The following is a 20027-nucleotide window of genomic DNA, read 5'->3' as shown; positions in this document are numbered from 1 at the left end:
GCGGCGCGCCCGGGCCGCTCGGTCATCACCGAGCGCCCCGGACGCGTTGACCTGCGTGGACGCCAAGGCGTCAGCCCTCTTCCCGCTCGTCCCAGGTCGACCACGCCTCGTCCAGCACCGTCTGTGCCTCGTCCTGGGCCTGGGCCAGGGCGTCCGCGGGCTCCTGCTGCCCGTTGAGGACGCGGTTGACGGCGTCCTGCCAGGCGGTCTTGAACTCCGCGTCGGCCGGGTTGGCCGGCAGCGTGAACGTGTGGTCGTTGGCGTCGTAGGTGGCCTGGACCGCCGCGTCCCACTTGGCGTCGCCGCTGGGCGTGACGAACTGGTCCTGGATCTGCTGGTCCGCCTCGGCGTTGCCGGTGAGCAGGCCGGTGAACGGCTTGCCCTCGGCCTCGCGGAGGTCGACGCGGGCCTGTGCGGCGGCGATCCAGCTGTCGGTCTCGGTCATCGTCTTGATGAACCGGCAGGCCGCCTCGGGGTTCTCGGTGCCCTTCGGGATCGCCCACGCCGAGCCGGACGCGTACGCCAGCGGCTCGCCCTCGCGGTCACGGACGGTGTCGAAGGCCATCGGCGCGTCCGGCGAGACGTCGTTGAGCACGTTGACGTACCACTGCTCCATCGGCATCGCGCCGAGCACGTTGGTGGCGAACTGGTTGCCGGCGCCGAAGAAGTCGGCGGAGTCGCGGTACGCCTTCACCGTGCCGAAGCCGCCCTGGGCGTCGTAGATGCCGACGGCCCACTCCAGCGCCTCGACCACCTTCGGGTCGTCCAGCTGCGCCGTCCGGCCGTCCTCGGAGAGCAGGTCGGCGCCGTTGGCCTTGGCCCACAGCGGCAGGAACTCGGGCAGCTTGCTGTCGTAGCCGATGACGGACAGCGAGCCGCCGCTGCCGACGTACATCGCCTGGTTGGCGGCGGTGATCGCGTCCCAGTCCGAGCCGTTGACGTCGTCGATGGTGAGCCCGGCGGCGGCGAGCAGGTCGGCGTTGGCCTGGGTGATCTGCACCTGGTTGAACTCGGGGATGCCGTAGACGCTGCCGTCGAAGGTCACCTGGTTCAGCGCCGGCTCGCGGTAGATCGAGGTGTCGATGCCCTCGCCGTCGATGCACGCGTCCAGCGGGATGATCGCTCCGCGGGAGGCGAAGGTGCCGATCTGGTCGCGGTTCGCGTAGACCAGCTCCGGCGGCTCACCGCTGGCGATGGCCGACAGGAACTGCTGGATGTCGAGGTCGCCCTCGATCAGCTTGACCGTCGCCGGAGCGATGGCCGCGTTGGCGAGGTCGACGCGGGTCTGGCCGATCTCGTCGCCGGCGCCGAACCCCATGACGTCGAGCTCACCGCTCAGTTCCGCTTCGGGGTCGAACGTGGTGCCGCTGCCACCGGTCTCGTCGTCGGACGAATCGCTGGTGCCCTGAGCGCACCCGGCGAACACCAGGCCGGCCGTCAGCGCCAGTGCGCTCCACCTGACGGCTGCTGTCTTCATGGACCGTCCTCCACTCCAGAGGGAGGCGCCGGCGAGCGGCGCCCGAACGTCTGTAGCGACGTCCAGGAGGGAGCGTCGCGTTGTCCGCAAGTACGCGCCGTTCCGGCCTGATGCCGGAGGACGGCTGGCTCCGCGCCCAATGTGGCATCGTTGCCATGTGAGAACGTACCCACACTGTCCCACGCCGTCAACGGCTCTGGCCTAACGAAACGGAAACGCACGGTTCCTCCGCAGGTCAGGCCGGTGTCGTCAGCGCGACGAGGCGGCGCGCCGCGAGCTCCGGCGAGGTGAGCACCGGGGTCGTCGTGACGCCCACCTGCGCCGCTGCGGCGGCCATCGAGGCCTGCGCCAGGACGACGACGTCGGCGCGGCCGTCCCACCGCCGGATCGCCGCTTCGGTCGTCGCGGCGCCGTCCACGAGTTCGGCCTCGACGGTGACGGCGCGGCCGGCCTGGCGTGCGCTGCGGTGCAGCAGCCGCTCGGTCGGGCCGAGCGTCGAGGCGACCGTCGCGAGGACGGCGACACGGCCGCCGTCGCCGGCCAGCTCGACGGCGCGGTCGGCCATCCCCTGGTCGACCCGCACGACCGGGAGGTCCGGCTCCGGCACCTGCTCGGTCGCCTCGCCCAGCGTCGAGCACGTCACGAGGACACCCGCGACGCCGCGGTCGCGCAGGTGGGCGACGTGCGCGGCGAGGCGGTCGACGATCTCGGGACCGACGCCGCCGGACAGCGCCGTCCGGAGCAGCCACGGGTCGACGACGTGGATCGCCTCGACGTCCGCCGGCGCCGCCTCCGTCACGAGGTCGTGGAACGTCGCCGCCAGCGCCGGGACGGTGTGGACCAGCCCGAGCCGGGTCACGCCCGTCCTCCGTCGCTCTGGCGCGCCGGGCCGCGGCTCGACTTCCACCACGGCGTCGCGTGCTCGTCGACGATCTCGGTGAGCCGTCGCAGCCGGGGCGCCGAGCGCGCCGCCAGCTCCGTCAGCGGGCCGCCGACCACGTCGCTCCACAGCGCCCGGCCGGCCAGGAACCCGGACGCACCGGCCCGGCAGGCGGCCTCGACCGCGGCCGGGAAGCGGTCCTGCCGCACGCCCTGCGACAGCACCACCCACGGCCCGGTGACGGCGTCGTCGAGCGCCCGGCAGGCGTCGAGCAGCGCGGCCGGATCGCCCGCGCCGGCGCTCGGCACCTGCGCCTTGTACAGGCTCGGGCCGAGCGGCGACAGCTCGCGGGCCGCCTCGGCGATCGCCGCGTTCAGGTCCCACGCGCCGCGGTCGAGCTCGGCCGGGGTGGCCCGCACGACCGGCTCCAGGACGGACAGCACGCCGCGCTCCGCCGCACGCTCCACGAACGTTCTGGCCAGCTCGACGCGGTGCTCGCGCAGCTCGTCCCGGCGCCAGATGACCAGCAGCTTCACGGCGGCGACGCCGTCCAGGTCGCTGTCCTCGGCAACGAAGTCGGGGTCCAGCGCGGTCTCCTCGACCGGCCCGCCGTCGTCCTGCGTCAGGTCGTCGACGGCGAGGATCAGCCCGCAGCCGTCGGGCAGCAGCCGGTCGCCGCGCAGCTGGTCGAAGCCGTAGCGGCGGTCGATCAAGAAGCCTGAGGCCAGCGGCCCGAGCTCACGCGCGACGGCCAGCTTGAACGCCGTCAGCACGTCGTCCGGCGGACGCCCGGTGCCCGCGTCGTCGAACATCGTGCGCAGGCTCTCGCGCTGATCCATCGCGACCATCGCGAGGCCGCCGCCGGGCCGGGCCAGCGCGTCGAGAGTGGGTTCCGTCATGCGACTGAGTTTGTTCGAAGTCTCACAGATTATGCAAGGAGTGTTGGATTCTTGACATTCTGTGCGGTCGACGGGTTGGCTGGGGACGTGCGCTACACCGACGCGCCGCGCCGACGCGACGAGCTGCTGCGACGCCTGCGGACGGCCGGCTATCTGTCCGCGGCCCACGCGGCGGCCGAACTGGATGTGTCGGAGATGACGATCCGGCGCGACCTGCGCCAGCTCGAGGTGGACGGGGTCGCGGTGCGGGTCACCGGCGGCGCGCGGCTGCCCGACGGCGACGGCGTGCCGTTCGAGCTGCGGGCGGACCGCTTCGCCGCGGGGAAGGCGGCGGTGGGGCGGGCGGTGGTGGCGCTCTTGCCCGAGGGGGCGACGGTGGCGCTGGACTCCGGGACGACGGTCGCCCGGCTGGCCGAGCTGCTGCCCGCCGGGCTCACCGTCGTCACCCATTCCGTGCCGGTCGTGACGGTGTGCGCGGCGCGGCCGGAACTGCGGCTGATCGGGCTCGGCGGGGTGTTCAACCCGGCGACGCGGTCGTTCGGCGGGCCGGCGGTGCGTGCCGCTTTGTCGGACATCGTGGTGGACCTCGCCGTGCTGTCCGCGACCGCCGTCGGGCCGTCCGGCGTGTTCTGCGCCGACCCGTACGACGCCGAGACGAAGCGAGCGCTGGCCGCGGCGGCGCGGTCGGTCGTCGTGGCGGCCGACGGATCCAAGCTGGCGGCGCGGGCGCCGATCCGGTTCGCGTCCCTGGAGTCGGTGTCGACGCTGGTCACCGACTCATCCGCCGATGCCGCCGCCGTCGACGCCGTTCGGGCGGCCGGGGCGCGGGTGATCCAGGCGTGACGACGCTGCGGCTCGGCGTCGTGGCCGACGACGTGACCGGTGCCTGCGACCTCGCCGGCGTCGTGACGGCGGCCGGCCTGCCCGCGTCGGTGCTGTTCGGCCCGCCGTCACCGTCGGACGTGCCCCCGGACGGCGCCGCGTGCGTCGTCGTCGCGCTGCGGACCCGGACGGCGCCGGTCGCCTCCGCCGTCGCGGAGTCGGTGGCGGCCGGGCGGTGGCTGCTCGAGCACGGGGCGCGACGGCTGTACCAGAAGTACTGCTCGACGTTCGATTCGACGGCCGCCGGGAACATCGGGCCGGTCGCCGACGCGCTGGCCGATCTCGTCGGCGGGCGGTCGGTGGGGACGCCCGCCACGCCCGCCGTCGGCCGGACCGTCTATCAGGGCCACCTCTTCGTCGACGGCAGGTTGCTGTCGGAGTCGCCGCTGCGCGACCACCCGCTGACCCCGATGACCGACGCCGACCTCGTGCGGCTGCTTTCGGCCCAGACGGCGCGGCCGGTCGGGCTCGTGCGCTGGCCCTCCACGGGGATTCCGGGCGTTGCGGGGGTTGCGGCGGTTCCGGACGCTGCGCACATGCTGCTGGACGCCCTCACCGACGCCGACCTCGACCGTCACGCCGCCGCCCTCGCCGACGGCTCCGACCTCCTCGGCGGCGCGTCCGGCCTGGCCGCCGCCCTGGCCCGGCACTGGGCCGCCTCCACTCCGCCGTCGTCCGAGCCCTCGCCCGGCGTGCCCACCACCGCCGCCCGTCCCGACCCGCCTCGTCCCGACGACGTCCGTGGTGGCGAGGCTCGTCCCGACGTGGCCCGTCCCGTCGACGTCGGTTTCGGCGACAGTGACACCCCGCCCGGCCGGGTGGGAGGCCCACCCTACGGGCGGGCACTGACACAGTCCGCCGCGGCACGCTCCGCCGCGACGTCCCAGCCGCCGGCCGGGTCCTCGCGACCTCCCGCCGCATCGCCCGAGCCAACAGGCACCTCCGTCCAACCACCGACGACCCCGCCCCAGCCAACGGCGGCAGCGCCGGATCGGACGACCGGGTCGCTGGGGAGGCCGGGCGGGCTGCCGATGCTGCCACTGGGCGGCCGCGTCGTGCTGGCGGGCAGTTGCTCCGCGCGGACCCGCGAGCAGATCGCCGCGTTCGAGGGACCGGTGATCCGGATCGCCGTCGACGATCTCGCCGCCGAGCCCGCAGCCAAGCCCGTCGACGACTCGGCGACCGGCACCTCCGCCGACCGGGCGGCCGGCCCGGCCCGCGCCGTCGCGGCCGCCGTCGACGAAGCGTTGGCGGCGCTCGCGGACGGGCCGGTCGTCGTCGCGACCTCGCTGCCGCCCGAGGAACTGCGCGCCGTCCAGGAGCGACACGGCCGGGACCGGGCCGCGGCGTTGGCCGAGCGGGCCCTCGCCGCCGTCGCACGCGCGCTCGCCGACGCGGGCGTGCGCCGGTTCCTCATCGCCGGCGGTGAGACGTCCGGCGCGGTGACGGAGGCGCTCGGGATCAGGCAGGTGCGCATCGGCGCGCAGGTCGCGCCGGGCGTTCCGTGGACCGTCAGCACCGGGCCGCGGCCCGTGGCGCTGCTGCTGAAGTCGGGCAACTTCGGGCCGCCCGACCTGTTCACCACCGCCTGGGAGGTGGGACCGTGATCGAGGTCGACGCGCTGGTCGCGGCGTGCCGACGGCTGGCCGCGCTGGGGTTGTCACCAGGCGGGTCCGGCAACGTCAGCGTGCGGGTGGGCGAGCAGGTGTTCGTCACCCCGACCGGAGGCGCGCTGAGCCGGGTGACCGACGCCGACCTGGCAGTGCTGTCGCTGACCGGCGAGCCGCTGTCCAGCGCGCGGCCGTCGAAGGAGTTCCCGCTGCACCTGGCCGCGTACCGCGTGCGGCCGGAGGCGCGGGCCATCGTGCACCTGCACTCCGTCCACGCCGTCGCGGTGGCTTGCCTGGACGAGCCGCTGCCGACGCTGACGCCGTACCAGGTGACGCGGCTGGGGCCGCTGCCGCTGGTGCCGTACGCCCCGCCGGGCAGCGCGGCGCTGGCCGAGGGCGTCGCCGTCGCGCTGGCCGGCCACCACGCGGCACTGCTGGCCAACCACGGCAGCGTGGTCGCCGCGGCCGACGTCGACCTGGCGGCCGATCTCGCCGAGGAGCTAGAGTCGGCCGCCCGGCTGGCGCTGCTGCTGCGCGGCCTGCCGTACCGCGAGCTGCCGCCGATCAGCGCTGGGCCTGCCACCAGCTGACCGTGGCGGCGACGGCGTCGTCGAACGAGGTGGGGCGCTGGCCGAAGGTCGACTCGAAGGCCGACGAGTCGATGACGAACGGCCGGGTGAACTGGTAGCGGGTCTCCTTGAGCTCGCGCATCATCGGCACCGCCAGACCCGCGACGTCCTGTGCCCAGTACGGCAGCCGGCGGATCCGGGCCGGCGACGTGCCCGCGGCGGCGGCCGCCGCCTCGGCCAGCCGACGCGCGCTGAACGGCGGCGCCGTCGGGACGTGCCAGGCCCGGCCGTAGGCGCGCTCGTCGCTGCCGGCCGTCGCGAGCGCGGCGGCGACGTCGTGCACGTAGGTCCAGCTGCGGACGACGCCGGGGTCGTGCAGGTAGGTGGCGGGCTTGCCGGCCAGCACCGGCGGGAAGAACCGGTCGCCGACGTGGCCCTGGTCGCGCACGCCCGGCCCGTAGTAGTCCGACGCGCGCAGCTCGGTCATGCGGATGCGCCCGGCCTCGTGCGCCGCCAGCGCGTCCGCCCACATCCGCGCCCTGACCTGCCCCTTCACGCCGCCGCCGGTCAACGGCAGGTCCTCGGTCATCGGGCCGTCGACCGCGCCGTACGGGTACAGGTTGGCGAGCGTCGTGTGGACGGCGCCCGTGGCCTGCGCGGCGCCGAGCAGCGCGGCGGCCATCGGCGGCCAGTCCTGCGTCCAGCAGTGGTACTGCGGGTTCGCGCAGTTGTAGAGGACGTCGGCGCCCTGCGTGACCTGCGTCAGCCGGGCCTCGTCGGCGGCGCTGGCCGCGACCTTCGTGACGCCGTCGGGTCCCGAACCGGACCGGCTGACGACGGTGACCTCGTGGCCGTCGGCGACGAGGCGCTCGGCCAGCAGCCGGCCGATCTGGCCGGCGCCGACGATGACGTGCTTGCCCATGACTCGCTCCTCTGTGTCCATCGCTCTCTTCCGAGAGCAATGCTCTCTGTTCAGAGCAGGTGTGTCAAGAGCAGCGCTCTCTTTTTAGTGCAGCGCTCTGCTAGAGTCGGCGCATGAACTCCGGACGCACCGCACGCGAGCGCGCCCGCGCCGAACTGACCAGGGAGATCGCCGATATCGCCCGGCGTCAGCTGGGCACCGAAGGCGCGGGCGGGCTCAACCTGCGCGCCATCGCCCGCGAGCTGGGCATGGTCTCGTCGGCCATCTACCGCTACTTCCCGAGCCGCGACGAGCTGCTGACCACGCTGATCATCGACGCGTACAACGCGGTGGGCGAGGCGGTGGAGCGGGCCGACGCCGGCTGCGACCCCCACGACCACGCCGGCCGGTGGCGGGCGGTCTGCCACGCCGTCCGCGACTGGGCGCTCGCGCACCCGAACGAGTACGCGCTGATCTACGGCTCGCCGGTGCCGGGCTACCAGGCGCCTGCCGACACCATCGGGCCGGCGGTGCGCGACACCGTCGTCTACGGGCGCATCCTCGCCGCGGCGTACGCCGACGGAGTCCTGACCCCGCCGAGTGGGTTCCCCACGCCGCCAACCTCGTTCGCGGGCGACGCCGAGGTGGTCCGCGAACTGATGCCCGGCGTCCCCGACGACCTCGTCGCACGAGCCGTCACCGCGTGGACCGGGCTGTTCGGGTTCCTCAACTTCGAGCTGTTCGGCCAGCTCACCAACGTCGTCGAGGAGCGCGCGACGCTGTTCGACCACCACGTCCGCACGCTCGGCCGGCTGATCGGACTTGACCTCAACATACCTTGAGGTTGCACCATCGGACGATGCCGTCCTCGCTGTTCAGCCGGGAGTACCTGCCGTTGGCGATCGGCGCGGTCGCGCTGGTGACGCTCGGCGCCTTCGAGAACCGTGCGGTCGGCACGGCGCTGCCGACGCTGGTGCGCGAGTTCGACGCCGTCAGCAGCTTCGGGCTGGCCACGGCCGCGCCCATCGCGACGTACGTCGTGTCGCTCGCGCTGGCCGGGGCGTGGGCCGACCGCTCCGGCCCGGTGCCTCCGTTGCGAGCCGGCGCCGTCACGTTCGCCGTCGCGCAGGTGCTGGTCGGGACGGCTGGCGGGATGCCCCAGGTGATCGGCGGACGGCTGCTCAGCGGCCTCGCCGAGGGCCTGATCGACGTCGGGATCATGGTGCTGATCGCGCGGGCGCTGCCGGAGGCGCTGCGGCCGCGGATGTTCTCGCTCTTCGCGGCCGCCTGGGTGCTGCCGTCCGTCCTCGGGCCGTTCTTCACCGGGCTCGTCACCGAGGGGATCGGCTGGCGGTGGGTGTTCCTCGGCGCTCTCGCCGTGCTGGTCCCGGTGTGGGTGCTGCTCCGCCCGGCGCTGCGGACGCTGCCGCCGTCGGAGAGCGGGCCGCGGACCGGCGCCGCGCCGCAGGCGGGCACAGCGCCCCGAGCGGTGCTGCCGTGGGCCGTCATCGCGGCGGCCGCGGTGTTCGGGCTGTCGCTGGCCGGGGAGCACCTGGCCGCCGAGCCCGTACCGGCCGTCGCGGTCGTCGTCCTGGGCGCGGCGGGGACCGGGCTCGCGGCGGTGCGGCTGCTCCCGCGCGGGACGTTCCGCGTGCGGCGCGGCCTGCCCGCCGTGGTGGCGCAGCGGGCGTTCGCGGCGGCCGCGTTCGCGGGCGTGGGCGCGTGGCTGCCGCTGCTGCTGACCCTGGTGCACGGCTTCACGGCGACGACGGCCGGCGTGAGCCTGTCGATCACCGGCGTCGCGTGGGCGCTCGGCTCGTGGCTGCAGGGCCGCGATCACGGCCGCGCCCCGGCGGTCGTCCTGCGGGCCGGGCTGGCCGCGATGACGGCCGGGCTCGCCGTGACGACGCTGCTGGCCTGGCCGGCGCTGCCGCCGGTGGCCGGGCTGCTGGGCTGGGCGCTGGCCGGCGTCGGAATGGGGCTGACGTCACCGGTGCTGTCGCTGCTGATCCTGGCCGGGTCGGACCGGACGAACCAGGGCCGCAACGTCAGCGCCGGGCAGCTGGCCGGATCGCTCAGCACGGCGGCGGCGCTCGCGGTCAGCGGCGCGGCGGTCGCGCTGACGTCGCCCGGCCCGGCGACGTTCGCGGGCATCCTCGTGGCCGGCGGCGTCGTGGCGCTGGCCGGACTGCTGACGGCGGGCCGCGTCGTGACCGACCGCACCGCTCCCGTCGGCACGCGGACGTCGTAGCGCGGCCGGCCCGACCGGTCTCGGCAGGAGCCGGCCGACCGCCTGCCGACCCCACTCATCAGCGCGCCGTGACGGGCACCACCTGCCCCGTCCCCGTCCCGTCGACGAGGTCGGCGTAGACCCGCGCGACATCGGCCGCCGGGACGCCGGGCTCGGGGTCCCAGCCGAACGCCTCGAGCGACTCGCGCACCCACCCCGGCGCGACGAGGTTGAGCCGCAGCCCGCGCGGCAGCTCACCCGCCGCGGCCTCGACGAACGCCGCCAGCCCCGCGTTGACCAGAGCGCCGAACGACCCGCCCGGCAGCGGCTCGACGAACGTGCCGCCGGTGAGCGTGACGGAACCGCCGTCGCGAACGTGGTGCAGCGCCGTGCGCGCCAGCCGCACCTGACCGAGCAGTTTGCCTTGCAGCCCGGCCAGGAACTCGTCGTCGCGGGCCTCGACCAGGTCGGCGGTCGGCGCGTTGGCCGCACAACACACCACGCCGTCGAGGCCGGGCACCGCCCGGAACAGCTCGTCCACCGTGGCCGGCTCGGCCAGGTCGACGACCACCGGCCCGCGCCGCGCCGCCCGCACCACCTCGTGCCCGCGCCCGGCCAGCTCCTCGGCCACCGCCGACCCCACGATGCCGCTCGCCCCGATGACCACGATCTTCACGTGCTGCCTCCATGGCTCCGAACGCGAAGATCCCGGCCAGGTGAATACCTGACCGGGATCTTCGATGTGGTGCGCGAGGGGGGAGTTGAACCCCCACGTCCTTTCGGACACACGGACCTGAACCGTGCGCGTCTGCCTATTCCGCCACCCGCGCGTGCTGCGGCACCAAGGTTAACACGCCTCAGCGGGTGGTCGATTCCACGATCCGGGCCTGTGGATGTCAGCATGGTCGGGAAGACATTGAGCGCCGCCGGAACCAGCCGCCAGCCGTCCTTCGTCACATAAGGTTGCGACGGCCGTTTCCGCACGGCCCCGATCCAGGGCGCAGCCGCACCACCACGCTACGCGCCGTTACGATCAGGGTCTTGCCCGCGGCCACCAGGTGCGAGACGTGGAGGGAGGTACCCGTGGGGGTGTTGCAGCGCTTCGAGCGCCGGCTCGAGAGCATGGTCCAAGGTGCGTTCACCCGAGCGTTCCGCTCCGAGGTGCAGCCCGTCGAGATCGCCGCGGCCATCCAGCGCGAGCTGGACAACAACGCGCAGATCGTCAGCCGCGACCGCTCGCTCGTGCCGAACGACTTCGTCGTCGAGCTGGGGCCGAGCGACTACGACCGGCTGACGGCGTACATCGGCACGCTGGCCACCGAGCTGGTCGAGCTCGCCCGCGAGCACGCCGAACTGCAGCACTACGCCTTCACGGGACCGGTCGGGGTCGGGTTCGAACGGCACGAAGACCTCGGCACCGGCGCCTTCCGCATCCGCAGCGCGGTGCGGGCCGGCGTCGACCGCGGGTCGTCGTTCGCGCCGACGCCCACCTCGGAGCGGCAGGCCGACGCCGTCCTCATCATCAACGGCACCCAGCACCCGGTGCTGCCGCCCGGGGTCGTCCTGGGCCGCGGGAGCGAGTGCGACCTTCGCATCGACGATCCCGGCGTCTCGCGCCGGCATCTGGAGATCCGCGTCTACCAGCAGGGGCCGCAGTCCCAGCTGGTGGCCGTCGACCTCGGATCCACCAACGGGACGGTCGTCGACGGCGCCCGGGTGGGCCAGGCGCCCCTCACCGACGGCTCCCGCATCGTGATCGGCTCGACCACGATCGACGTCCGTCGGCGCGGTTCCGGGAGGTGAACGAGTGTCGGAGCTGACACTCACGGTCATCAAGCTCGGCTTCCTGGCCGTGCTGTGGCTGCTGATCCTCTCCGTCACGTCGGCCATGCGGGCCGACCTGTTCGGCGTGCGACCACCGAAGCAACCCAAACCGCAGAAGGAAGCCCGCGACGCGGCCCGGCAGAACCGTCAGCCGCGCGGCGCCAAGGGCACGCCCACCAGAGCGTTCATCGTCGAAGGGCCCGACACCGGGAAATCGGTGGCGCTCGACGGCACCCCTGTGACGTTCGGCCGCGGCGCCGACTGCACCATCCCGCTGGCCGACGAGTACGTGTCCACCCAGCACGCCAGGCTGCGGTTCCACGAGAGCCAGTGGTACGTCGAGGATCTCGGCTCCACCAACGGCACCTACGTCGGCAACCAGCGGCTCACACGCAGCACGCCGGTCACCGCCCGCAGCCGGTTCCGGCTCGGCAAGACCGTCGTCGAGCTGCGGAAGTAGGTCTCGATGCCGTTGACGCTGCGCTACGTCGCGCGCTCCGACGTCGGTCTGGTCCGGGAGGGCAACGAGGACTCCGGCTACGCCGGCCCCTACCTCCTGGCCGTCGCCGACGGCATGGGCGGCCACGCCGCCGGCGAGGTGGCCAGCCAGGCGGCCATCGACGAGCTGGTGCTGACGGAGCGCGAGCCGCACGACGGCGACCCGCTGCAGACCCTGACCACCGCCATCGAGTCGGCGAACAAGCGCATCCGTCAGCTCATCGTCGACGACTCCAGCCGCGAGGGCATGGGCACGACGGTCACGGCGCTGCTGTGGACGGGTACGGCGCTCGGCCTCGGCCACGTCGGCGACTCCCGCGCCTACCTGCTGCGCGACGGCGCCATCCGCCAGCTCACCCACGACCACACGTTCGTCCAGTCGCTGGTCGACGAGGGCCGCATCACGCTCGAGGAGGCCGGCGTCCACCCGGCCCGCTCGCTGATCCTCAAGGCACTGCAGGGCCAGGGCGACGTCGACCCCGACCTCCAGGTGCTCGACGTCCACCCGGGCGACCGCCTGCTGGTCTGCAGCGACGGCCTCACCGGTGTGGTGTCCGACGCCACGCTGCAGGACACCCTCGGCTCGGTCGAGGGCCTCGACGACGCCGCCGACGAGCTGATCCGGCTGGCGCTGGCCGGCGGCGCGCCCGACAACGTCACGCTGGTGCTGGCCGACGTCGTCGAGACCGACACCCCGCGCCAACCCGACGACACCGCCGAGGCGTTCCTCGTCGGCGCTGCGGCCAGCAACGACGCACCGCCGCCCGAGCGGCCGCACCGACGCCGTCCGGGCGCGGCGTTACGGGCGCTGGTCGGCGCCGAGGAGCACCGGCCGACCCCCGAGGACCTCGAGGCCATGCGGTACGCGCCGCAGCCGCCGCGGCGCCGCCGCTGGCTGCGGACGGTCATCATCGTCGCCGTGGTCGGTGCCATCGGCTGGGTCGGCCTCGACCTCGCCAGCGGCTGGGTCCGCCACCAGTACTACGTCGGCGACAGCAACGGCCAGGTGGCCATCTACCAGGGCGTCAGCCAGGAGATCGGCCCCATCCGGCTGTCCGAGCTGCACGACATCCCGGGCGGGCTGCCGGTCGACGCGCTGCCCGACATCTACCGCGAGCAGGTCACCGACACCATCGCGGCCGACGACATCGACGACGCCGACGCTGTCGTCGACCGGCTGCGGCTGGAGGCCTGCCGGGCGCATCAGCGCGTGGGCGGCCAGACGCCGACCCCCACGCCCACCCCGACGCCGCAGGCCGGCGCTGCCGCCACCACCCCGCCGGCGGAGCCGCCGGCCACCGAACAGCCGACCGACCCTGCCGAGGGCACCACCGAGGGCGACGACTGGCTCGGCGACGAGGTCGGCTACCCCGGCCTGCTCTGTGCGGGGGCATCATGAGTCTCGACCGCGCCCGCGCCCGCACCGAACCACCGGCGCCCGAGACGGTCACCCCGCGCCGCGGCCGGGGCACCGAGCTGGTGCTGCTGATCTTCGCCATCGGCATCGCGACCTTCGCCTACATCAGCGTCGACCTCGGTGCGCTCGGCCGGGTTCCGCCGAACGCGCTGGCCTACCTCGGCGGGCTGTCGGCGGCCACGGCGGTGGCGCACGTCGTCATCCGCCTCCGGGCGCCGTACGCCGACCCCGTCATCCTGCCCATCGTCGTCACGCTGTGCGGGCTGGGCCTGGCGATGATCCACCGGCTCGACCTCGCCGACGGCACCACGCGGGCGTCCACCCAGCTCACCTGGATGGCGATCGGCGTCGCCCTGTTCGTCGGAGTGCTGCTGTTCGTGCGCGACCACCGGGTGCTGTCGCGGCTGCCGTACCTCGCCGGGCTGGCCGGGCTGCTGCTGCTGGTGCTGCCGCTGCTGCCGCTCATCGGCCACTCCATCCGCGGCGCCCGCATCTGGATCAACGTCGGGGGCATGACGTTCCAGCCGGGCGAGGCGGCGAAGATCATCCTGATCATCGCGTTCGCCGCGTACCTCGTCCAGACCCGCGACGCGCTCGCGCTGGCCGGGCGCCGGTTCCTCGGCGTCGACCTGCCGCGGGCTCGCGACCTCGGGCCGATCCTGCTGGTCTGGCTCGGCGCCCTGGGCATCCTCGTCGTGCAGAACGACCTCGGCCCATCCGTGCTGCTGTTCGGCATCTTCGTGCTGATGATCTACGTCGCCACCGAGCGCATCTCATGGATCATCCTCGGCCTGCTGCTGATCCTGGCCGGCGGGTTCGCCGCCAACGCCGTCGTCTCGCACGTCGCCGAGCGCATCGACTTCTGGATGGACCCGTTCATCGACCCGCAGGGCCAGGTCGCGCAGTCGCTGTACGGGCTGGCGTACGGCGGCCTGCTCGGCACCGGCCTCGGCCAGGGCCGCCCGGAGCTGACGCCCATCGCCGAGAGCGACTTCATCGGCTCCGCGCTCGGTGAGGAGCTGGGGCTGACCGGGCTGATCGCGATCATCCTGCTGTACGCGCTGCTCGCGTCGCGCGGCCTGCGGGCCGGCCTGCTGCTGCGCGACCCGTTCGGCAAGCTGCTGGCCGCCGGGCTGGCCGCCGGCTTCTTCCTGCAGGTCTTCATCGTGCTCGGCGGCGTCACCCGGCTCATCCCGCTGACCGGCCTGACCACGCCGTTCCTGTCGCTCGGTGGTTCGTCACTGGTGATGAACTGGGTGCTGGTCGCACTGCTCATCCGGTTGTCCGACGCGGCCAGGCGGCCGGCCCCGCCGTCCGCGACGTCGTCCTCGACGACGGACACCGCCGTCACCCAGGTCGTGAGAATCAGATGAACTCCCCGATCCGCCGTATCTCCGCCGGTTGCCTGCTGCTCTGCGTCGCGCTGCTGATCAACGCGACGTACGTGCAGGCGTTCTGGGCCGACGATCTCAACGCGCGCTCCGAGAACCGCCGGGTCCTGCTCGACGAGTACTCGCGCGAGCGCGGCCCGATCCTGCTCGCCGACGACACCCCCATCGCGCAGTCGGTGCCGGTCGACGACGAGTACCAGTTCCAGCGGCAGTACCCCGAGGGGCCCATGTACGCCCCGGTCACCGGCTACTACTCGTACTTCTTCGGCCGGACGGCCATGGAGCGGGCGCAGAACGACATCCTCTCCGGCGACGACGACCGGCTGTTCGTCCGCCGCCTCATCGACCTCGTCACCGGCGAGGAGCCGCGCGGCGGCGCCGTCCGGCTGACCATCGACCCCGCCGCCCAGCAGGCTGCCTGGGACGGCCTCACCGAGGGCGGCTACAAGGGCGCGGTGGTCGCCATCGACGTCGAGACCGGCGCGATCCTGGCCATGGTCAGCTCGCCGTCCTACGACCCCAACCCGATGGCCAGCCACTCGACCGAGGTCCAGCAGGAGACCCGCGACGCGCTGGCCGCCGACCCCAACAAGCCCGACCTCAACCGCGCCATCGCGCAGCGGCTGCCACCGGGCTCGGTGTTCAAGCTGGTCACCGCCGCCGCGGCGCTGGAGTCCGGCGATTTCGAGCCCGACACCGAGGTGCCCGGCCCGGCCGACTACGACGTGCCGCTGTCCACGAACACGCTGCCGAACCAGAACCGCCAACCCTGCGGCGATGGCACTCCGACGCTCACCGAAGCACTCCGGGTCTCCTGCAACACCGCCTTCGCCTACCTCGGCAACGAGATCGGCGACGAGGCGCTGCGCGAGCAGGCCGAGCGGTTCGGCTTCGGCACGCAACCGCTCACCAACGACGACATGAACGCCGCGACCAGCGTCTTCCCGGCCGAGCTCGACGACGCGCTCCTGGCCTACTCGGCGATCGGCCAGTACGAGGTCGCCGCCACGCCGTTGCAGATGGCGATGGTCTCCGCGGCGATCGCCAACGACGGCGTGCTGATGGAGCCGTACCTCGTCCGCGAGGTCAGCGGCCCCGACCTCGTCAGCCCGATCGAGCGGACCGAGCCCGAGGAGCGCACCCGCGCCGTCTCGCCGGAGACCGCCGAGGAGCTGACCCAGATGATGGTCGACGTCGTCGAGAACGGCACCGGCCGGAACGCGCAGATCGACGGCATCGAGGTCGCCGGCAAGACCGGCACCGCGCAGAGCTCCGCCGACCGTCCGCCGTACGCCTGGTTCACGTCGTTCGCGCCGGCCGACGAGCCGAGCGTCGCGGTCGCCGTCGTCATCGAGGACGCGCCCGACACCGCCCGCGACGACATCGGCGGTGGCCGCCTCGCGGCGCCCATCGCCAGGGACGTCATGGAAGCGGTGTTGGGATCGTGAACATCTTCACTGTTCGGTCAGGTACAGCGCCGGGTGGTCCGGAACGGGTAGCCTGCCCGGGGTCGAGTCGAGAAAGGGCCGCACAATGAACGAGTTGCGACTCCTCGGAGATCGCTACGAGCTGGGCGAGGTGATCGGCCGGGGAGGCATGGCCGAAGTTCGCCGCGGCCGCGACTCCAGGCTGGGCCGCATCGTCGCTCTGAAGATGCTGCGGGTCGATCACGCCAGCGACGCGACCTTCCAGGCCCGGTTCCGCCGCGAGGCGCAGTCGGCGGCGTCGCTGAACCACCGCAACATCGTCGCCGTGTACGACACCGGCGAGGACTACATCGACGGCCACCGCATTCCGTACATCGTCATGGAGTACGTCGAGGGCCAGACGCTGCGCGAGATGCTGCAGGAGCAGCAGCGGTTCACGCCCGAGCGGTCGATCGAGATCCTGGTGTCGACGCTGGACGCGCTGGAGTACAGCCACCGCGCCGGCATCGTCCACCGCGACATCAAGCCCGGCAACATCATGATCACCAGCGGCGGCGAGGTCAAGGTCACCGACTTCGGCATCGCCCGGTCGCTGGCCGACACCGGCATGGCGCTCACCCAGACCGCCGCCGTCGTCGGCACCGCGCAGTACATCTCGCCCGAGCAGGCCCGCGGCGAGCAGGCCGACGCCCGCAGCGACCTCTACGCCAGCGGCTGCGTGCTCTACGAGCTGCTCACCGGCCGGCCGCCGTTCATCGGCGAGTCGCTGGTGTCGGTGGCGGTGTCGCACGTGCGCGAGCAGGCCACGCCGCCGTCCGCGCTCGACCCGAACATCACGCCCGAGCTCGACGCCATCGTCATGAAGTCGCTGGCCAAGGACCGCCTGCACCGGTACCAGAGCGCCTACGAGATGCGCACCGACCTCGAGCGGGCGGCCGCCGGGCTGCCGGTGGCCGCGGCCGCCGACACCTCCGCCGCCACGCAGCTGATCGCGAACGCCGGCCCGCCCACCGTGGCCGCCGGCGCCATGGCGCTCGACGACGACACCCCGTACCCCGACGAGCTCGTCGACGAGGAGGATGAGGACCAGCGCAAGGGCTTCAGCTGGTGGGCCGTTGTGCTCGGCGCGCTGGCCGTGCTGGCCATCGCCGGTCTCATCGGCTACCTGGTCTTCAACGGCGGCGGAACGGCGCAGGCCACCGTGCCGAACCTGGTCGGGATGACGCAGGAAGAGGCCGAGGCCAGGCTCACCGACGAGAAACTCGAACCCGAGATCCAGAACGAACCCACCAACGACGAGGCGCAGGTGGGATCCGTCATCCGCCAGGACCCACGCCCCTCGACCCAGCTGGACGAGGGGTCCACGGTCACGCTCGTCATCGGCGCACCGCCCGAGATGACCAGCGTGCCCAACGTGGTCGGCCGACCGCAGGCCGAGGCGGAACAGGCCATCCGTGACGCCGGGCTGCAACCCGGGAACGTCACGCAGCAGGACGACGAGGCAGAGGCCGGCACCGTCCTCGCCACGGACCCTGAGGGCGGCACCTCGATCGCTCCCAACAGTCCGGTGAACCTGGTCATCTCCAGCGGCGAAGTCGCCATTCTGGTGCCGAACCTCGTCGACATGAGCGAGGACGCCGCGGTCAACGAGCTGCAGCGACTCGGCCTCGAGCCCGACGTCCGCCGCGAGGAGACCGGCGACCAGGTCGAGGGCAACGTGTTCCGGCAGGAGCCCGGCGAGGGCACCGAGCTGGAAGAGGGCGACACCGTCATCATCTACGTCGCCGAAGCTCCGCCGGAGGAGCCCACGAACGAGCCGACGGAGACCGAGACGGACACGCCGACCGACGACCCGACCGGGAACGAGTCCGGAGTGGGCGGCACGGAGTCCGGCGAGCAGGGCACCGACACCGGCACCGACACCGGCACCGAGAACGGGACCGATCAGGGCACCGATGCCGGCACGGACGAAGGCGGCATCATCGGCAATCCTTGACCGATGACGACAGCCGCGCGGCCCGGGAGCTGATCCCGGGCCGCGCGGCTGTTTCGTGTGACGGGGTCAGGCGGGGAGGTCGGTGGCCGAGCCGTGCGCCACGACCGGGGCCAGCCCCGCGGACCGTGCCACCGCGCCGTCGTCGCCGCAGACGGCCAGCCAGTTGGCGAGCATGCGGTGGCCGCCCTCGGTGAGCACCGACTCGGGGTGGAACTGGACCCCCTCGACCGCCAGCGTGCGGTGCCGCATGGCCATGACGACGCCGCCGGCGGTGCGCGCCGTGACCTCCAGCTCGGCCGGGACGGTGCCGGGCTCGACCGCCAGCGAGTGGTACCGGGTGGCGGTGAACGGGCTGGGCAGGCCGGCCAGCACGCCGTCGCCGTGGTGGAGCACCTGGCTGGTCTTGCCATGCAGCAGCTCGGGCGCGCGGCCGACGGTGGCGCCGTACGCCACGCCGATGGCCTGCAGGCCGAGACAGACGCCGAAGACGGGGGTGCGCCCGGCCAGAGCGTGGACGAGGTCGATGCAGCCGCCGGCCTTCTCGGGCGTGCCGGGCCCGGGCGAGAGCAGGACGCCGTCGTAGCCGTCGGTCGAGCCGATCTCGTCGTTGCGGCGCACGTCGCACTCGGCGCCGAGCTGCGCGAGGTACTGGACCAGGTTGAAGACGAAGCTGTCGTAGTTGTCCACCACGAGAATGCGCCGGCTCACGACCGCCTGCCTCCTTGAACGCTGCCCTCGAAGGCGGGCATCGCGATGTTGTCGTCGTCGGTCACGCCGTAGAACAGCCCGATGCGGTCGGCCCAGGCGCGGTATTCGCGCACCTTCGGCTCGTTGTCGAGCGCCCGGCGCATGGCGTCGGCGTCGCCGATGGCGCTGATGGTGTACGGCGGGTAGAAGGTGCGGCCGTTGAGCAGCAGCACCGGGCCCTCGCACTGGACCGTGCTGGTCCAGATGATGCGCTGGTCCATGACGGTGAGCGCCTCGGCGCCGCCCGCCCACAGCGCGTTGATGACGCCCTCGAGGTCCTGCTGGTGCACGAGGTAGTCCTCGGTGTTGAACGGCGAGTCCTCGCCCAGGTTGTTCGGGAGGTCCGCGTCGTCGAGCGTGACCGTCAGCCCCGGCCCCTGCACCGCGGTGAGACCGGCGGCCGGCATGATCTCCTCGGTGTGGCGGTCGATCTCGGCGGACTTGCCGTCGCCCTGGCCGGCCGTGAGGTCGTCGATGTCGGACGAGAGGTCGTCGATGCGCGCCTGCAGCTCCTGCACCCGCTGCTCCTCGGCCCTGACCAGGTCGGAGAACGCGACGACGTCGCTGCCGCGCAGGTCTTCGCCGTCGGCGGCCTTGGCGCTGGTGATGAGCAGGACACCACACCCGGCGAGCACCAGAGGCGCCAGGAAGCGCCATACTCGGGGATAGTCGGACGGCCGGCTGATGGTGTTCACCTCCAAGTGGGACGATCAGGACTGCACGCCGCGATGTGGCGCTCGGCCCGCTGACGACTACGCTAGCCGAGCATCACCGCAACCAGCCAAGACCGAGAGGAACCGACCGTGCCCAAGTCTCGCAGCCGTCGCAAGGACGACGACTACACCCCGCCGGAGCGGAGCGAGCTCAAGGACCCGACGGTCTCCGGTCGCTGGGTCGTCCCCACCATGGTCACCCTGCTGCTCGTCGGCCTGGTGTGGATCGTCGTCTACTACCTCGTCGGCGACGACATTCCGGTCGTCAAGGACCTCGGCGGCTGGAACCTGTTGATCGGCATGGGCCTGATCACCGGCGGATTCATGACCGCAACCCGCTGGAAGTGACGGCAAACCGCCATTGACCTGCGGGGACGGGGTTGTCCACAGGTTATTGCACAGCTGTGATTACACGGGTGTAATTTTCCCCAGTGGGGATAACCCCTGTGGATAACTCCGTCCGCGACGGTGGGGTGTGGATGGCGCCAGGACCGGCGACCGTGGGGTTCGAGGGCGTGCCGGGGCGTGGGGATACGCGTCGGCACCCCGGCGTCCGGCCGACGGAC

The 20027-nt window shown here is 73.0% G+C and carries 19 protein-coding genes and 1 tRNA gene; 12 read left to right on the top strand and 8 right to left on the bottom strand.

The genetic code is table 11. The annotated features are described in order from the left end of the window. Positions 1-70: 70 nt before the first annotated feature. The 3 genes from BLU82_RS29600 to BLU82_RS29590 all read right to left on the bottom strand — a co-directional run bounded on the left by BLU82_RS29600 (position 71) and on the right by BLU82_RS29590 (position 3256). Positions 71-1477: an extracellular solute-binding protein gene (locus tag BLU82_RS29600; protein ID WP_092624451.1), complete on the bottom strand. Its 1407-nt coding sequence runs from the start codon at positions 1475-1477 to the stop codon at positions 71-73. Positions 1478-1712: 235 nt separating this feature from the next. Then, positions 1713-2336 carry a hypothetical protein gene (locus BLU82_RS29595; protein WP_092624450.1) on the bottom strand — a complete coding sequence of 208 codons (624 nt, stop codon included), beginning with the start codon at positions 2334-2336 and terminating at the stop codon, positions 1713-1715. Next, positions 2333-3256, bottom strand: coding sequence for a hypothetical protein (locus BLU82_RS29590; protein WP_092624449.1), 924 nt, complete (start codon positions 3254-3256; stop codon positions 2333-2335). The genes BLU82_RS29595 and BLU82_RS29590 overlap by 4 nt, the downstream gene beginning before the upstream one ends. Before the next feature lie 87 nt (positions 3257-3343). Here BLU82_RS29590 and BLU82_RS29585 point away from each other — a divergent pair, with 87 nt between their 5' ends. Genes BLU82_RS29585 through BLU82_RS29570 form a run of 3 tightly spaced genes read left to right on the top strand, consistent with a single transcriptional unit; the run spans position 3344 to position 6338 of the window. Further along, a complete protein-coding gene (locus tag BLU82_RS29585) occupies positions 3344-4099 on the top strand; it encodes a DeoR/GlpR family DNA-binding transcription regulator (protein WP_157741337.1) in 756 nt (251 codons plus the stop codon). Further along, complete coding sequence (locus tag BLU82_RS34490; RefSeq protein ID WP_157741336.1) at positions 4096-5745, top strand: four-carbon acid sugar kinase family protein; 1650 nt, start codon at positions 4096-4098, stop codon at positions 5743-5745. The genes BLU82_RS29585 and BLU82_RS34490 overlap by 4 nt, the downstream gene beginning before the upstream one ends. Then, positions 5742-6338 carry a class II aldolase/adducin family protein gene (locus BLU82_RS29570; protein ID WP_197682559.1) on the top strand — a complete coding sequence of 199 codons (597 nt, stop codon included), beginning with the start codon at positions 5742-5744 and terminating at the stop codon, positions 6336-6338. Before BLU82_RS34490 ends, BLU82_RS29570 begins: the two co-directional genes overlap by 4 nt. Here BLU82_RS29570 and BLU82_RS29565 read toward each other — a convergent pair. Then, positions 6313-7239 (bottom strand): NAD-dependent epimerase/dehydratase family protein, encoded by a 927-nt coding sequence (locus tag BLU82_RS29565; RefSeq protein ID WP_092624447.1) that lies wholly within the window; start codon positions 7237-7239, stop codon positions 6313-6315. The two genes, BLU82_RS29570 and BLU82_RS29565, sit on opposite strands and share 26 nt — an antisense overlap. A gap of 113 nt (positions 7240-7352) precedes the next feature. On the opposite strand from BLU82_RS29565, the gene BLU82_RS29560 reads away from it, so the two are divergent. Beyond that, entirely contained in the window at positions 7353-8060 is a 708-nt protein-coding gene (locus BLU82_RS29560) for a TetR/AcrR family transcriptional regulator (protein ID WP_092624446.1), read from the top strand. A 17-nt stretch (positions 8061-8077) separates the two neighbouring features. Continuing rightward, positions 8078-9469 carry an MFS transporter gene (locus BLU82_RS29555; RefSeq protein ID WP_092624445.1) on the top strand — a complete coding sequence of 464 codons (1392 nt, stop codon included), beginning with the start codon at positions 8078-8080 and terminating at the stop codon, positions 9467-9469. A gap of 58 nt (positions 9470-9527) precedes the next feature. Here BLU82_RS29555 and BLU82_RS29550 read toward each other — a convergent pair whose 3' ends face one another. Together BLU82_RS29550 and BLU82_RS29545 are read right to left on the bottom strand one after the other, a co-directional pair. Then, a complete protein-coding gene (locus BLU82_RS29550; protein WP_092624444.1) occupies positions 9528-10124 on the bottom strand; it encodes a short chain dehydrogenase in 597 nt (198 codons plus the stop codon). Between the two features lie 67 nt (positions 10125-10191). Further along, a tRNA-Leu gene (locus tag BLU82_RS29545) sits at positions 10192-10278 on the bottom strand. 253 nt (positions 10279-10531) lie between these two features. Between BLU82_RS29545 and BLU82_RS29540 the strand changes: the two genes are divergently transcribed. From BLU82_RS29540 to pknB, 6 genes are all read left to right on the top strand, one after another. Next, positions 10532-11251, top strand: coding sequence for a DUF3662 and FHA domain-containing protein (locus BLU82_RS29540; protein ID WP_092624443.1), 720 nt, complete (start codon positions 10532-10534; stop codon positions 11249-11251). A gap of 4 nt (positions 11252-11255) precedes the next feature. Then, positions 11256-11732, top strand: a complete 477-nt coding sequence (locus BLU82_RS29535) for an FHA domain-containing protein (RefSeq protein ID WP_053203759.1) — start codon at positions 11256-11258, stop codon at positions 11730-11732. 6 nt (positions 11733-11738) lie between these two features. Then, a complete protein-coding gene (locus BLU82_RS29530; protein ID WP_092624442.1) occupies positions 11739-13169 on the top strand; it encodes a PP2C family serine/threonine-protein phosphatase in 1431 nt (476 codons plus the stop codon). After that, on the top strand, positions 13166-14560 hold the full coding sequence (locus tag BLU82_RS29525) for an FtsW/RodA/SpoVE family cell cycle protein (RefSeq protein WP_092624441.1): 1395 nt from the start codon (positions 13166-13168) through the stop codon (positions 14558-14560). Before BLU82_RS29530 ends, BLU82_RS29525 begins: the two co-directional genes overlap by 4 nt. Then, positions 14557-16026 carry a penicillin-binding protein 2 gene (locus tag BLU82_RS29520; protein ID WP_092624440.1) on the top strand — a complete coding sequence of 490 codons (1470 nt, stop codon included), beginning with the start codon at positions 14557-14559 and terminating at the stop codon, positions 16024-16026. The genes BLU82_RS29525 and BLU82_RS29520 overlap by 4 nt, the downstream gene beginning before the upstream one ends. A gap of 85 nt (positions 16027-16111) precedes the next feature. Beyond that, positions 16112-18001, top strand: a complete 1890-nt coding sequence (gene pknB, locus BLU82_RS29515) for a Stk1 family PASTA domain-containing Ser/Thr kinase (protein ID WP_092624439.1) — start codon at positions 16112-16114, stop codon at positions 17999-18001. Positions 18002-18067: 66 nt separating this feature from the next. Here pknB and BLU82_RS29510 read toward each other — a convergent pair whose 3' ends face one another. After that, on the bottom strand, positions 18068-18709 hold the full coding sequence (locus BLU82_RS29510; protein ID WP_092624438.1) for an aminodeoxychorismate/anthranilate synthase component II: 642 nt from the start codon (positions 18707-18709) through the stop codon (positions 18068-18070). Then, positions 18706-19443, bottom strand: coding sequence for a DUF881 domain-containing protein (locus BLU82_RS29505; RefSeq protein ID WP_157741334.1), 738 nt, complete (start codon positions 19441-19443; stop codon positions 18706-18708). The genes BLU82_RS29510 and BLU82_RS29505 overlap by 4 nt, the downstream gene beginning before the upstream one ends. 108 nt (positions 19444-19551) lie before the next feature. Between BLU82_RS29505 and BLU82_RS29500 the strand changes: the two genes are divergently transcribed. Then, positions 19552-19809 carry a cell division protein CrgA gene (locus tag BLU82_RS29500; RefSeq protein ID WP_092624436.1) on the top strand — a complete coding sequence of 86 codons (258 nt, stop codon included), beginning with the start codon at positions 19552-19554 and terminating at the stop codon, positions 19807-19809. Positions 19810-20027 lie beyond the last annotated feature (218 nt).

Source organism: Jiangella sp. DSM 45060 (assembly GCF_900105175.1).
In the GTDB taxonomy this organism is placed as follows: domain Bacteria; phylum Actinomycetota; class Actinomycetes; order Jiangellales; family Jiangellaceae; genus Jiangella.
The sequence above is the reverse complement of the archived record's forward strand: the minus strand, read 5'-3'. Positions and strand labels throughout refer to the sequence as shown.

Bases quoted from the DNA above. Each gene is read 5' to 3' on its own strand.
- BLU82_RS29530 (WP_092624442.1), top strand. From the start codon at position 11,739: ATGCCGTTGACGCTGCGCTACGTCGCGCGCTCCGACGTCGGTCTGGTC.
- BLU82_RS29560 (WP_092624446.1), top strand. From the start codon at position 7,353: ATGAACTCCGGACGCACCGCACGCGAGCGCGCCCGCGCCGAACTGACC.
- BLU82_RS29555 (WP_092624445.1), top strand. From the start codon at position 8,078: ATGCCGTCCTCGCTGTTCAGCCGGGAGTACCTGCCGTTGGCGATCGGC.
- BLU82_RS29525 (WP_092624441.1), top strand. From the start codon at position 13,166: ATGAGTCTCGACCGCGCCCGCGCCCGCACCGAACCACCGGCGCCCGAG.
- BLU82_RS29590 (WP_092624449.1), bottom strand. From the start codon at position 3,256: ATGACGGAACCCACTCTCGACGCGCTGGCCCGGCCCGGCGGCGGCCTC.
- pknB (WP_092624439.1), top strand. From the start codon at position 16,112: ATGAACGAGTTGCGACTCCTCGGAGATCGCTACGAGCTGGGCGAGGTG.
- BLU82_RS29520 (WP_092624440.1), top strand. From the start codon at position 14,557: ATGAACTCCCCGATCCGCCGTATCTCCGCCGGTTGCCTGCTGCTCTGC.
- BLU82_RS29565 (WP_092624447.1), bottom strand. From the start codon at position 7,239: ATGGGCAAGCACGTCATCGTCGGCGCCGGCCAGATCGGCCGGCTGCTG.
- BLU82_RS29600 (WP_092624451.1), bottom strand. From the start codon at position 1,477: ATGAAGACAGCAGCCGTCAGGTGGAGCGCACTGGCGCTGACGGCCGGC.